Source organism: Companilactobacillus sp. FL22-1, from assembly GCF_043951805.1.
Classification (GTDB): Bacteria; Bacillota; Bacilli; order Lactobacillales; family Lactobacillaceae; genus Companilactobacillus.
The window spans coordinates 35,041-48,818 of the sequence record NZ_JBINJY010000007.1 but is presented as its reverse complement, the minus strand read 5'-3'; the positions used below and the strand labels follow the sequence as shown (position 1 = coordinate 48,818).

At 38.4% G+C, this 13,778-nt stretch carries 11 protein-coding genes; 3 read left to right on the top strand and 8 right to left on the bottom strand.

What is annotated here, in order from left to right; genetic code table 11:
• Positions 1–260: 260 nt before the first annotated feature.
• From recQ to ACG72T_RS07055, 3 genes are all read right to left on the bottom strand, one after another.
• Positions 261–2,057, bottom strand: coding sequence for a DNA helicase RecQ (gene recQ / locus ACG72T_RS07065; RefSeq protein WP_395265479.1), 1,797 nt, complete (start codon positions 2,055–2,057; stop codon positions 261–263).
• Between the two features lie 110 nt (positions 2,058–2,167).
• Positions 2,168–2,653: a methylated-DNA--[protein]-cysteine S-methyltransferase gene (locus ACG72T_RS07060; RefSeq protein WP_395265615.1), complete on the bottom strand. Its 486-nt coding sequence runs from the start codon at positions 2,651–2,653 to the stop codon at positions 2,168–2,170.
• A 27-nt stretch (positions 2,654–2,680) separates the two neighbouring features.
• Complete coding sequence (locus tag ACG72T_RS07055; protein ID WP_395265478.1) at positions 2,681–3,541, bottom strand: MurR/RpiR family transcriptional regulator; 861 nt, start codon at positions 3,539–3,541, stop codon at positions 2,681–2,683.
• Between the two features lie 249 nt (positions 3,542–3,790).
• On the opposite strand from ACG72T_RS07055, the gene ACG72T_RS07050 reads away from it, so the two are divergent.
• The 3 genes from ACG72T_RS07050 to ACG72T_RS07040 all read left to right on the top strand — a co-directional run bounded on the left by ACG72T_RS07050 (position 3,791) and on the right by ACG72T_RS07040 (position 5,770).
• Positions 3,791–4,276, top strand: a complete 486-nt coding sequence (locus ACG72T_RS07050) for a PTS glucose transporter subunit IIA (RefSeq protein ID WP_395265614.1) — start codon at positions 3,791–3,793, stop codon at positions 4,274–4,276.
• Positions 4,277–4,361: 85 nt separating this feature from the next.
• Positions 4,362–5,189, top strand: a complete 828-nt coding sequence (locus tag ACG72T_RS07045; RefSeq protein WP_395265477.1) for a phage integrase N-terminal SAM-like domain-containing protein — start codon at positions 4,362–4,364, stop codon at positions 5,187–5,189.
• A gap of 11 nt (positions 5,190–5,200) precedes the next feature.
• Positions 5,201–5,770 carry a TIGR00730 family Rossman fold protein gene (locus ACG72T_RS07040; protein ID WP_395265476.1) on the top strand — a complete coding sequence of 190 codons (570 nt, stop codon included), beginning with the start codon at positions 5,201–5,203 and terminating at the stop codon, positions 5,768–5,770.
• Between the two features lie 249 nt (positions 5,771–6,019).
• Here the strand turns inward: ACG72T_RS07040 and rbsU are convergent, their stop codons facing one another.
• From rbsU to parE, 5 genes are all read right to left on the bottom strand, one after another.
• Entirely contained in the window at positions 6,020–6,910 is an 891-nt protein-coding gene (gene rbsU, locus ACG72T_RS07035) for a ribose/proton symporter RbsU (RefSeq protein ID WP_395265475.1), read from the bottom strand.
• Between the two features lie 269 nt (positions 6,911–7,179).
• Positions 7,180–8,118 (bottom strand): manganese-dependent inorganic pyrophosphatase, encoded by a 939-nt coding sequence (locus ACG72T_RS07030; RefSeq protein WP_395265474.1) that lies wholly within the window; start codon positions 8,116–8,118, stop codon positions 7,180–7,182.
• 24 nt (positions 8,119–8,142) lie between these two features.
• Positions 8,143–9,099: a LysR family transcriptional regulator gene (locus tag ACG72T_RS07025; protein WP_395265613.1), complete on the bottom strand. Its 957-nt coding sequence runs from the start codon at positions 9,097–9,099 to the stop codon at positions 8,143–8,145.
• A 95-nt stretch (positions 9,100–9,194) separates the two neighbouring features.
• The gene (parC, locus tag ACG72T_RS07020) at positions 9,195–11,639 is read right to left on the bottom strand and encodes a DNA topoisomerase IV subunit A (protein ID WP_395265473.1); all 2,445 of its coding nucleotides are present in this window, start codon (positions 11,637–11,639) and stop codon (positions 9,195–9,197) included.
• Between the two features lie 10 nt (positions 11,640–11,649).
• The gene (parE, locus tag ACG72T_RS07015; RefSeq protein ID WP_395265472.1) at positions 11,650–13,653 is read right to left on the bottom strand and encodes a DNA topoisomerase IV subunit B; all 2,004 of its coding nucleotides are present in this window, start codon (positions 13,651–13,653) and stop codon (positions 11,650–11,652) included.
• Positions 13,654–13,778: the final 125 nt, after the last annotated feature.

Below are 13,778 nucleotides of genomic sequence, written 5' to 3'. Positions count from 1 at the left end.
GTTATTTTTTGCATCAAATATATGCCTTAAATTGCTCATTTCACGATTTCTAACCATGAGTTCATCATTGGACATTCATAGAATACGCTTCTCAGCACTTTCCCACCCCATTAATTAGTCATTATTTGACATTTATTTAGACTAATAACCTATTACATCTAATTGAATCCTTGATATAACAGTGTTTTTAATTATTGCTCTCCTACTCCCTTTTTTTGGCTAAAAAGGCAAAAAAAATAATCAATTATTGAATTGATTATTTAACTGACCTGTTCAGCTTGATAAGTCTTGATTTCTTGAATGAAACTTTCACCGTATTGTTCTAGTTTTACCTTACCTACTCCACTCACAGCCAAGAATTCTTGGCTATTAGTTGGTAAACGAACGCACATATCTTTCAAGGAACGATCCGAAAAGATCATAAACGGTGGTAAAGCTTGTTTACGTGCAAATTCCAACCGCAAACTCCGTAGCTTTTCAAATAAAGCGACATCAAAACTACCATCGGCCAATAAGGTCTTACTTGGGGTGACTTGATTGACATCATGCTTCTTAGCGACATTCAATTCCCCTTTTAGAACCGCTGCGCCTTTTTTAGACAGCATCAAAGTCGGATACTCGCCGCCACTACTCTGCAAGAAGCCATTAGCGGACAAGAATTCAATGAGGCGACTCGTCTCTTTTAAAGTACGGTCTTTAAAAATGCCAAAAGTTGATAGTCTTTCAAAGTGACGCCAATCGTTTGCAACATCATCTTTACCGACTAACACTCTGGTAGTTACCTTTTTGCCATATCTTTGACCCATTCTCACGACGCAACTGAGAATCTTTTGTGCATCTGCCGTCACATCATCCAAATCTCGATCATCTAAACAATTAGAACAGCGGCCACAAACAGTAGTATCGCTCTCACCAAAATAATTCAAAATGAATTTCATTAAACAAGTTTCAGTTTCAGCATAACGACTCATTTCGAAAAGTTTATTCTTCAAGCTTAATTTATATTGGTCATCCCCCATTGATTTATCAATGAAGAATTGGTGCAACCGCAAGTCAGCTGGCGTATAAAGCAAAATTGCTTCAGCTGGTAAGCCATCACGCCCTGCACGGCCAACTTCTTGATAATAGCTTTCAATTGTTCCAGGAATAGTAAAATGAAGCACGTAACGAACGTTAGTCTTATTGATCCCCATACCAAAGGCATTGGTCGCGACAATTACATTGATACGATCGAATAAGAAATCCTCCTGCTGAAGATGGCGTTCTTCATCGCTAAGACCCGCATGATACCGACCAACGCTGACATCATTTTCTTTTAAGAAGTGGTAAATATTGTCAACGTCTTCACGACGGCCAGCATAGATGATCCCTGACTCATCAAGATGAGCTTTCACATAATTTAAAATATATTCCGGTTTATCGACGCCACGTTCAATCTTTAAAGCCAAATTATCTCGATTGAAACCAGTCTTAACAATATTTTCTGCTGGTACATCCAAAATACTTGCCAAGTCATCTTGCACTTGTTCCGTAGCCGTAGCCGTTAGAGCCAGCCAAGCTATTGAACCTGGTAATTGTTTCAGTGGTTGAATCATTTTCAAATAGCTACCACGAAAATCATGACCCCAAGATGATAAGACATGTGCTTCATCGATTGCAATCAATGAAATATCTAATCCTGACAGCCAACTATAGAACTCATCATCGACGATCTTCTCTGGCGCCACAAATAAGAGCTTGACCGCACCGCTCTCGATATAGCGCATTCTTTCTTCACGGTCATGCCACTCAACTGTACTATTCAAATACGTAGCCGGAATCCCAGCTTCAATTAAACTGTCCACTTGATCCTTCATTAAAGAAATCAGTGGAGAAACGACTAAGGTTATTCCTGATAAAATAGTTGCCGGTAACTGGTAGCAAATTGACTTGCCACCACCAGTTGGCATGATCCCCATCGCCTTTTTACCGTCCATGACCATTTCAATCAGTTCTTTTTGACCAGGTCTAAAAGTGTCATAACCAAATTCTTCTTTTAAGATGGCCTCTAATTTCAAATTTAAGTCTCCTCATCACATGAAAATAATCTTCTTAAAGCATATCACAAACTACTACAACAAAATTATCTTGATGCCTTTACACCTAATTGAAATTACGAAAGTCCAGGCTATTTTTCTAACTCTAAGAGTGATTTCTTCATTGACATCCCACCACGATAACCACCTAATTGACCGGTTTTGGTTATTACTCGATGACAAGGAATGACCATCAAGAGTGGATTTTTTCCGACTGCTGTACCGACGGCTCGACTTGCTTTATCATGGCCGATCTTTTGTGCTAATTGAGTATAGGTCGTCGTCTGGCCGTAAGGAATCTCTTGCAGAGCCTGCCAGACATTTTTTTGAAATTCAGTTCCAGAAATATCGAGCGGTAAAGTGAATTGTTTACGTTGACCACTAAGATATTCTTTGATCTGGTCAAAATAAAGCTTATTTAGTTTAGTTTCAACTAATTCAGCGTCAGGATAAAAACGGCTTAATTCTGATACATCCTGATCTTGTGATCCAACAAAAGCTAAACCTTCTTCGGTTGCTGCAATTAAATATTTATGACCTAGGATTTCATAGTCTTGATAAAAGATTTTTTTCATTATTTACACCTACTTTCAAAAGTTATGGTTTTATTTGCCAAATTTTTCTTTATATTCCTTGACTAAATCATGTGATTTATTCAGAAACTTCGAGCTGTCAGTAAACGTTTGACTGACAAAGTCATAGAAGATCATGTCAACCAGCATAAATTGCGCTAAGAGTGAGTTAGTGGCTGCAATCCGATTGGGACTCTCTTTAGGCTGTGAAGTATGGACAACAATTTGGGCAAGCTTACTCAAATCATTCGTTCCAAATTGAGTAACTGCCGCCACGGTCAACCCAGAACTTTCTGCAAATTTCGCTGCCGCTAGAGCTTCAGGTGATTCTCCCGAATTTGAAATGATCCAGAGAAGATCGTCATGATTAGCATTTACCAGTTTAGGCAACAAAATGTTCAAATCATTGTCAGCCATTGTGGCATAACCTAAGCGATTCCATTTTTGAGCGATATTTTGTGCAGTTAGATACGACGCCCCCACGCCAAAGACAAAGACGTTAGTGGCTTTAATGATAGCTTTGACTAAACTGTCAACCGCACTTTCATTGACTTGATCGGTCGTTTCCGCGATCGACTGCAAAGCATTGTTCAACAGCTTTTCTTTGATGGAATCAAAAGGCTCCTGCGCTAAAATATCGATTTCTTTACTGGGATTAGCTTGATCCTTAGTTAAGTCTGATGACAACAGAATCTTTAACGTCGTGAAGCTGTCGATCTCTAAACGTTTGGTCAAGCGAATGACTGAAGCCGGACTAGTTCCAGCAACGGTTGCTAATTGTGCCGCAGTCATTTTGATGGTTGCTTGCGGATTCTCTAAAATATAATTAGCAATCTTACTTTCAGCCGTTGATAATTCATTCTTAGCATTGACGATCCTACCTCTAACTGACATGTGACCACTCCTTTTACGTTACATTTTATCAAACTAGCTTGCCACCGAAGAGAATTTTTTGATCATTAACGATAAAGTGAGCTTTTCATTCAATAAAAAACTAGTTGCTAACGGCACCTGTTCAATCAACTTATTGCAAATTCGAAAAAATTAATTATAATTGAACTATTAACAATGTAAGCGCATTAGTAATTTTACCACGGTCAAATACCAGTAACTAATTGCTATGAACTTCAAGGAGGAAGATTAATTATGGGGTTATTCTCTAGAAAAAAGAAAGTTGACGAATTCGTTGCACCAGCCACTGGTGATTTGATTCATCTTGAAAAAGTTAGTGATCCAGTCTTTTCCCAAAAATTAATGGGTGATGGTTTTGCCATTGCTCCTAGTGAAAGTGAGATCGTGGCACCGATCGGTGGTGTCATTGGTACCGTCTTTCCTACTAAACACGCTTTAATGATTACAAGTAAAAATGGTCTGGAAGTCATGTTACACTTGGGAATCGATACGGTTGAACTAAAGGGCGCTCCCTTTGAAGTTTTTGTCAAAGAAGGCGATACAGTTGCCTCCGGAGAAAAATTAGCTACGATGGACTTAGATCAAGTCAAAGCAGCTGGTAAAGATACTTCCATCATGGCAATTATCACTAATTCTGATGCCGTTAAAGCAATGGGTGATTTTTCTGATAAGAATGTTACGGCCGGGGACGCTGTTTTATCGATCGATGTTAATTAAATATCTTTTGAGCTAGGATGATCTAGCTCTCTTTTTTTACGCTCAGATATAAAAATGTATAATATTTAAGGAAGGAGGTTTTATTATGGTCAAAATTCCCTACTTAACTGGCTTTGAAGCCCATTTAAAAACGCGTCATATTTCCGAAAAAGCTCACACGGAGTATCTCAACTCGTTAACTGATTTTTTCAACTATACGATTCAACATAATCTCGATTATAAAATCTCCGAGGATATTAAAGAGATTCATGAAGCCGACGTACGTCATTTTAAAGACTTCATGCTTGATAACTTGAAATTATCCGCTAGTACGATCAACAAAGTACTTAGCAATTTGAACGTTTACTTCAAATACCTCTTCAGCGTTAAAAAAACACCGGAAATACCAACTTTAAACATTAATAGTGTAACTGTCCCTAAACAAAGTGATTTCCCCGTAGAAGTCTTTTTAAAGCTTGATGATTACCTTAAAGCTGATCTAAGTATTTATACTCGGCTACTGATTTTGATCATCGCTAAAGGTTTCAATTACAAAGAAGCGATGGCTGAAGGCTTTTATCGCAAATTTCAACAGATCGACTTCAATCAAACCGAACAACAATTTTTAAATTTATATCAAAACTTTATAGAACCTTATCGTTCATTTTGGAATAATGATAACCTATTCTTGAGTCGCAACCGAGGAGCTAATTCGCCTCTTTTGACCGTCCCCGCTATTCATCGTGACCTCAAAAGAGATAGTGAAATAACTAAGCTTGATCTGGCGCCCAAGAAACTATATACAACTTTTATCCTCTTAGCCTTGAGTACCAATAGTCTGACAACTGATCAGCAAAGAGCCCTCGATGCCTTAGATACCCCTTCTTTGATGTATTATCGTCGCCTCAAACGCGAGACAAATTTTAAAGTATAGAAAGTGAAATTATGGAAAATATTGCAGTTTATTGTGGTGCCTCCACTGGTAATGAAGAAATTTTTACCTTAGGTGCCGAAAAATTAGGTCATTGGATCGTGGAAAACAACTATGGTTTAACATATGGCGGCGGCCGTTATGGATTAATGGGTGTGATCGCCAACAGTGTCCTTGAAAAAGGCGGCTTCGTCCATGGAATCATCACTAAGGAACTAGCTGGCCGAGAATTATCACATAATACTCTGTCAAAACTCGATGTCGTCGAAGATATGTCACAAAGAAAGCAAGCCATGTTGAATGACTCGATTGCAAACATTGCCCTTCCCGGAGGTCCAGGAACTTTGGAGGAGATTTCCGAAGCCTTCTCTTGGACAGTGATTGGTGACAGTCAAAACCCTTGTATCTTTTACAACATTAATCACTATTATGACAAATTGGAAAGTTTCTTCGACTCAATGACAGCTAATGGCTTTATGGAAAAAAGGACCCGCGACACCTTATTATTCAGCGATTCTCTGCCAGAAATCGGAACTTTTATCAAGTCATATACGCCGCCAACATTACGTCATTATGCTGGTTAACTTGAGCAAATGATTTAACTATCGAACTAATTGGCGGTATATTCTAGTCGTCAGATAGAGAAAAGCTATCTGACAAATATACTCCTTAGATATACATTACAAAAAAATATAATTTTCTCATTAATACTACGTATAAATAAGTATCCTCCCAATTTGTATAGTTAATAAAGATAGACCAATTAAATTTATAAACTCTCTGATATGAAAAAAGCACGCTGGAATCGATCTCCAACGTGTTTTTTGTTTGCTTTAAAGTAAAGTTGTGACTGCTCCTGCAATTACGACCAAGACTAAACCAGAAATAATATAAACCATTTCCTTCTTGGTCTTGCCTTCATGCAAGATATAAATACTACCAATCGTTGCAATGACCACATTCATCTGCGACAAGATAAAACCTGTTGCCAAACCATTAACGTTTGGTCGAGCAGAGATTAAATATGTCAAAGCAGCAAAGGCAAAGAAGAAACCACTGATAATATTAGTATAAGAACTCTTAGTTTTGAAAGGTTGAGTTTGACGATTGCTCTTAGTTGCTAGAGCAAAGATCGTTGCTACCACAGCCATGCCCAGTGCTTGAGGTAAGAAAGCTGAAAAACCGCTGACCTTAACTCCTTGAGGAAAAGCGGAATAACCTAGATAACCGATTTCAGCACAGGCAACCAACAAGACACCCTTAACGGCATTCATCCCGCCATCAGACTTCGGCAATTTCTTTTCGCTAAAAGTCGTTAACCAGACACCGACGATGATCAAAATAATAGCTGAAAAGCCAATCAATTTTGCTTGTACGCCTGCCCATTCACCTAAAACGATCACGCTCCATAGTGAAGCTCCAATCAATTGAAAACCAGTTGAAACCGGCATAGTTCTGGAAACACCCATCTCAGCAAAAGCATAAAAAACTAAAATTTGTCCTGCGGCCCAGAAGACACCTGATAAGAAGGTAAACAGCAAAGCCTTGCCGCTCAACATTGGTGTTTGTTTGACCAAGGCAACTACGATGGCAAAGATCAAGGTACCGTATGTAGTTCCGAGGATCTGATTGACCGGTTTACCTCCAAATTTACCAGTTAAGATTGGGAAGAATCCCCAACCAATCATTGGCATAAGACCAATCAATAAATTTAATGCATTCATTTATTTGAACTCCCTTATAAAAAACTCTCCATTTAAAATCAAGTTGATATTTCACAATAATGTTGATTTTGAACAATGCTAGTATTATATCAGAAAATAGAATGCGTTTTCAAGATTTACATTATTTAAAATTATCATTTTTCATAATTTATTTTTGAAGGCATAAATAGCTTATACCTCTAATTACTGCAGAGATAGTCTTTTAAGCAAAAAAAATAAACTGACGACTTATCCAGTTATCAGTTTATTTTCAATAATAGCTTGAAATTTTATTTGAATTGTTCATCCAATGGAGGAACAACTTGCTTCTTACGTGAAACAACACCAGGCAAGGCAGCCTTGTTATCATTTACTTTGGTATTAAGAGCTGTTTCAAATTTAGCGATAGGATCTGCATCACCGATAATTAAACCAGTAGTGTCACTAGTCAAAATATTTGTGATCAAAAGTACGAACAAGTTATAACCCTTGTCAGCATTTTCAGCCTTAATATCTTTAATGAATTCAGCTTCACGCTTCAAAGTATCATCAACATCAACTGTGTTAACTTGGGCAACACGTACACTTGTGCCGTTCATATCAAAGCTCTTAGCATCCATATCGATCAATTCTTGAGTTGATTTGCTGTCTAAGTTTGTTCCAGCTTTCAACATTTCAAGACCATATGATTCATAGTCGATGCCAGCTGTTTGAGCAAGACTCTTCAAAGCAGCACGATCTTCGTCAGTAGTTGTTGGTGATTTCAATAGCAAAGTATCGGAAATAATTGATGAAGCCATGATTGCGGCGATTTGACTTGGAATTTCAACATCATTTTCTAAGTACATCTTCCAAATAATTGTACTTACACAACCAAGTGGTTCTGCCCGGTAATAAAGAGGCAAAGCTGTTTCAAAGTTAGCAATTCTGTGGTGATCGACAACATGCGTTACTTCAACATCATCAATATCACTGACGCTTTGTTGTCTTTCGTTGTGATCTACTAACATAACTTTTTTAACTTCGCCGTTGATAGCAGAAATAATTCTTGGGAACTTAACATTAAAGTGATTGTAAACAAATTTTGTTTCAAGATTTGGTTCGCCCAATGCGACCGCTTCTGTATTGTATCCCAATTGATTTTGTAAATATGAATATGCAATTGCTGCTGAAACAGCATCTGTATCAGGATTTTTGTGTCCGAAAACTAATTCTTTTTCCTTTGGCATGTGTACTATACCCCTTTTTAATATTTATCTAGAAGATTTAAGACGATCAATGTAACTCATTTCGTTCAAGAAGTTATCCCATTCATCTAAGAATTCCTGAATCCGTGGAATCTTTTCTTTATCCTCTCGATATACAAATGATAAATCACTTGATATGGCTGGTTCAAGTGGTGTTTGGTAAAGTTTAAACATTGCTTTGTGAGCAATGCAAAAACTCAATGGTAAAACGGTGTAGACGTCCTCAGATTCTTGAGTAAATTTCAATAACTGATATGGCGATGAAAAACGGGCTACGACTTGTGGTGCGTCGACTAATGCATCCCTAAAACGTTCTCGCAACAGTTCAGAGAAATAATAACTTTGTAAATAAGTCGCCCAAGGTTTGGTGATCGCGTCTTTGTAACTGATCGACTTACGTTTGCTAAATTTCTCATTGTTGTGGATCAACATGATATTGTCGCTGATGATCTTCTTGGACTTATAAATCTTCCAACTCTTAATATTACGATCTGGTAAATACATAATTGCAAGATCGATGCGATTATTTTGAATATTATCCCAGAGTTCTTTTCGAGTTAAGAGATTCAAGTCGATCACAACATTGGGATTGATTTTGTTGTATTCAACGATAAAGTCCTCAATTACAACTGATTCAGCCGTCGATAGTAAGCCAATGCTGATCGTACCGCTTTTTTCAGATGAAGCTTGTTGAATCTGGTCAGTTACATTATTGATTAAATCAAACATCTGATGAGTTGCTTTCAACAGCGATGTTCCGGGATCTGTCAGATAGATTTTCTTACCGACGCTGTAAAACAACGGTGCTCCAACAACTCGTTCGATTTTTTTAATTTGTTGCGTCAAAGCCGGCTGCGTAATGCCTAATAGTTGAGCCGTCTTGGTATAACTCATATTCTTGGTCAATTCATCAAAGTAATTTAGAGCTTTGGAACTAAAGACTCTTCTTGATTTTTCGTCCAGCAATAAAAGAATCCTCCTCAGTATTTGTACAAGTAAAAATTAATGCAATTTATAAGATTAATCATACTATATAAACTTAAACATTGTTATTTATATTACATATTTTCTGTAATTTTTTTTACAAATCTGATTGGATTACCATCAGTTGCTGGATCCATGATAAATGAACCGTTGGAATAACGATCAGTGCTTTGGTGACTGCTACGATCGATTGTTATCTCTTGATTGGTATCGGTAATAACCGATAATTCCATCTCATTAGACAGATTAGTTACTAAGCTGATGCGATGTGGTTGTTTCTTCAATTCCCTTAATGTCAAGACTCCTCGACGGGCACGACTAGTTACCGGGATTTCAGAAAGTTTCATTTGCTTGAAGGAACCACGTTGTGTCAAGACGGCGATTTTTTCTTCATCATCGTTGGCTAAGAAGTATCCAGCCAATTGGTCATCATCTTTCAGACTGACGAATTTCACACCCATAGCTTTGCCACTGACAACTGGTACTTCTGAGATTGGGAAAGCTGAAGCATAGGAATGCTTGGTAAAGACATAGACTAAGTTTTGTGCATCACTTGGAACATAGTAGACATCCATCACTCGAGCCGCGGCGTCTTTGATCTTACAATACTTCGAAGCTCTGGACTTGTAAGTTCGACCAGGCAAGAGGTCACTAAAGGAAACTTGCTTAATGTAATTTTCATTAGTTGCGGCTAAGAAGTTGCCTTTTTGCTTCAAATCTTTGAAGACGAACGCACGTAGGATCGATTCATCGCTATCAAGACCAATTTCTTGAGATAAATGCGAGCCCATATCCTTCCAACGACTGTCGTCGATCTCAAAAATTTGACGATAGATCAAATTACCTTTATCAGTAAAGATAAAGAGATGATCCAAGGTATTAACATTTTGATCAATAATTGGATAATCTTCATCTTTTAGACCATTGTCATCTGCAGTGGAAGCTTGATAAGAACGCAAGCTACTACGTTTGACATAGCCATCATGACTGACCAATAACCGGACATCTTCACTAGCGACCATGACACGAGTATCGACTTCAATCTCTTCGACTTGTGCTTCGATCTTGGTACGACGTTGATCCGCATAAGTATTGCGAACTTCAGTCAATTCTTTTTTGATAACTTTCATCAAGGTACTGTGATCTTCAATGATCTTCGTCAAAGAACTGATTTGATCTTTCAAGCCCTTATCTTCTTTTTGAAGTTCGGTCACATCAGTATTAGTCAAACGGTAAAGTTGTAACGATACGATTGCCTCGGCTTGTTCTTCCGTAAATTGATATTCTTTCACCAAATTGTTCTTCGCATCTGATTTATTCTTACTGCCACGAATCGTCTTGATTACTTTATCCAAGATCGACAAAGCTTTGATCAAACCTTCAACGATATGCAGACGTTTCTTCGCTTTAGTTAAGTCAAATTGACTACGGCGTAAGACCACGTCTTGTTGATGTTTGATATATTCCTTTAAGATCTGGACCAATCCGACTTGTTGAGGCCGCATGTCAGCGATTGCCACCATGTTGAAGTTATAAGAAATTTGCAAGTCAGTATTTTTGAACAAATAGTTGAGAATTCCTTGGGCGTCGACATCCCGTTTCAATTCAACAACAATCGACAAACCTTGACGATCACTTTCGTCTCGAACTTCCGCGATACCATCGACTTTCTTCAAGACTCGGATTTCGTCCATCTTTTTAACTAATTGAGCTTTGTTGACCTCATAAGGGATCTCAGTGATGACAATCTGTGATTTATGACCACGAATCTCTTGAATCGATGTCTTAGAACGTAAGTAAACTTTGCCTCGCCCTGTTTTATAAGCATCTTTGATTCCAGCCTTGCCTTGTAAAATACCACCTGTAGGGAAGTCTGGTCCCTTAACGATTTTCATCAATTCATCCAAAGTGATATCGGGATTATCGATCATCTTAATCGTTGCGTCGATCACTTCACCCAAATTATGTGGTGGAATCTCAGTCGCATAACCAGCTGAAATACCAGTCGCACCATTAACTAGCAAGTTAGGAAAACGTGCTGGTAAAACTTTGGGTTCCTTTTCAGTATCATCAAAGTTCCATTCTTCATCAACAGTGTCTTTGTTGATATCACGTAACATTTCCCCAGAGATTTTACTCAAACGGGCTTCAGTATAACGCATGGCAGCTGGTGGATCACCATCCATCGAACCATTGTTACCGTGCATTTCAATCAAAGGATTGCGTAATTTCCAGTCTTGGGATAAACGGACCATCGCTTCATAAATTGAAGAGTCACCATGGGGATGAAAGTTACCCATGACATTACCGACACCCTTAGCGGACTTACGAAAGCCCTTGTCATAAGTATTGCCATCCAAAAACATTGAATACAAAATTCTTCGTTGAACAGGCTTTAAACCATCACGAATATCAGGTAGAGCACGTTCTTGAATAATTGATTTAGAATATCTCGCAAATCGATCTCCCATGATTTTTTCGAGCGAAATATCTTGAATTTTAGAAGAATTTTCAGTCACTATCTATCACCTATTCCTTATTCAATAAATCGTCAACGATTTTACTATCAATTGGGTCAGTTTCATCATCGACTTTTTCCAAAATATTGTCGCCTTCTTCTGTACCATTGAAACGAACATTGCTTTCGATCCAATCACGACGAGGCTTAACTTTATCACCCATCAAGGTAGTAACTCGGCGTTCGGCTAAGGCTGCATCATCGATATTAACCCTGATCAAAATTCGATTCTCTGGGTCCATCGTCGTCTTCCAAAGCTGATCAGCATTCATTTCACCTAAACCTTTGAAACGTTGTAGGTCGTAGCCTTTACCCATTTGCTTAATGTCAGCCTGTAGTTCATCAGGTGTCCAGGCATATTTAATTTGGGTCTTGGCACCTTTACCCTTTTGTAGTTTATACAGTGGCGATAAAGCGATGTAGACGTGGCCAGATTCAACTAACGGTCTCATGTAGCGATAGAAGAACGTTAACAAGAGAATTTGAATATGTGAACCATCATCATCGGCATCGGTCATGATGATCACCTTGTCATAGTTACGGTCTTCCAACTTAAAGTCAGCTCCGACACCAGCACCAATTGTATAGATCATTGTGTTGATTTCTTCGTTTTTGTAAATATCTTCCAGTTTAGCCTTTTGCGTATTTAAAACTTTTCCTCGCAAAGGTAAGATGGCTTGGAATTTCCGATCGCGGCCTTGTTTAGCAGAACCACCAGCGGAATCCCCTTCGACCAAGAACAATTCATTCTTATCGGCATTCTTAGATTGAGCCGGAGTTAATTTACCAGACAATAAACCATCGGTCTTTTTATTCTTTTTGCCACTCCGAGTACTTTCACGAGCTTTTCTAGCAGCATCACGGGCTTCACGAGCTTTTAAAGCCTTCTTGACCAACATTTGAGCCTGCTCACCATTTTCTAACAAGTAGAAACTCATCTGTTCGTATACTAATTGATCGACCGCTGAACGGGCTTGTGGCGTACCAAGTTTGCCTTTAGTTTGACCTTCGAATTGTAAGATCTCTTCGGGAATGCGGACCGAAATGATAGCTGACAAACCTTCTCGAACATCACTACCTTCGAGGTTTTTGCTATTTTCCTTGAGAAGCCCAACTTTACGAGCATAATCGTTGAACGCCTTCGTCAAACCAGATTTCATTCCGACTTCATGTGTCCCACCATCAGCTGTTCGAACATTATTGACAAAGGAGATAATATTTTCCGAATAACCGTCATTATATTGGCCGGCAAATTCGATCTCAATCTCTGAATTAGTTCCTTCAACGTAAAAAATGCCCCCTAAGACATCTTTGTCTTCGTTGAGGTACTTAACAAATGATTGAATACCATCCTCATAATGGAAAATATCTTGTTTTTCTTCTTCACCACGTTTATCTGTAATCGTGAATTTGACACCTTTTAGCAAGAAAGCTGATTCTCTCAATCTTTCAGCTAAAGTATCATAATTAAACTTTGTGGTTTGGAAAATACTTTTATCTGGTTTGAAGCTGATCGTCGTACCAGAGTCTTCTTTAGTTGTTCCAGTCTTTTTCAACGTTCCCACTGGATGACCACCGTTTTCGAAACGTTCCTCATAAACTTTGTGGTCACGGACAACCCGGACAGTCATCCACTCCGAAAGCGCATTCACGACTGATGAGCCGACACCGTGCAAACCTCCAGATGTTTTATAACTGTTCTCAGAGAACTTTCCACCAGCGTGAAGTACGGTTAAGATAACTTCGATCGTTGGCTTACCAGAAGCATGCATCCCTGTTGGCATCCCACGTCCATGGTCAACTACAGTAATACTGCTGTCCTTGTTAATTGTTACATTGATTTCTTTACCAAATCCTGATAAAGCTTCATCGACCGCATTATCAACGATCTCATAGACCAAGTGATGTAATCCACGTGAATCAGTGGAACCAATGTACATACCAGGTCTTTTTCGTACGGCTTCTAGTCCTTCAAGGATTTGAATCGACGAATCATCATAAGATGATTTTGGCATTTATATCATTCCTTTTCATTTACTACTCTTCCAATATTCTAGTATTATAACACTATTCATCTTATGCGAATGTACGTTCGCTTTCAAGAGAAATCTTTTACTTTTTCTAGAAATAGTGGATAATA

Coding starts and splice junctions, on each gene's coding strand:
- rbsU (WP_395265475.1), bottom strand. CDS start 6,910: ATGAATGCATTAAATTTATTGATTGGTCTTATGCCAATGATTGGTTGG.
- parE (WP_395265472.1), bottom strand. CDS start 13,653: ATGCCAAAATCATCTTATGATGATTCGTCGATTCAAATCCTTGAAGGA.
- ACG72T_RS07055 (WP_395265478.1), bottom strand. CDS start 3,541: ATGTCAGTTAGAGGTAGGATCGTCAATGCTAAGAATGAATTATCAACG.
- ACG72T_RS07030 (WP_395265474.1), bottom strand. CDS start 8,118: ATGCCAAAGGAAAAAGAATTAGTTTTCGGACACAAAAATCCTGATACA.
- ACG72T_RS07045 (WP_395265477.1), top strand. CDS start 4,362: ATGGTCAAAATTCCCTACTTAACTGGCTTTGAAGCCCATTTAAAAACG.
- ACG72T_RS07040 (WP_395265476.1), top strand. CDS start 5,201: ATGGAAAATATTGCAGTTTATTGTGGTGCCTCCACTGGTAATGAAGAA.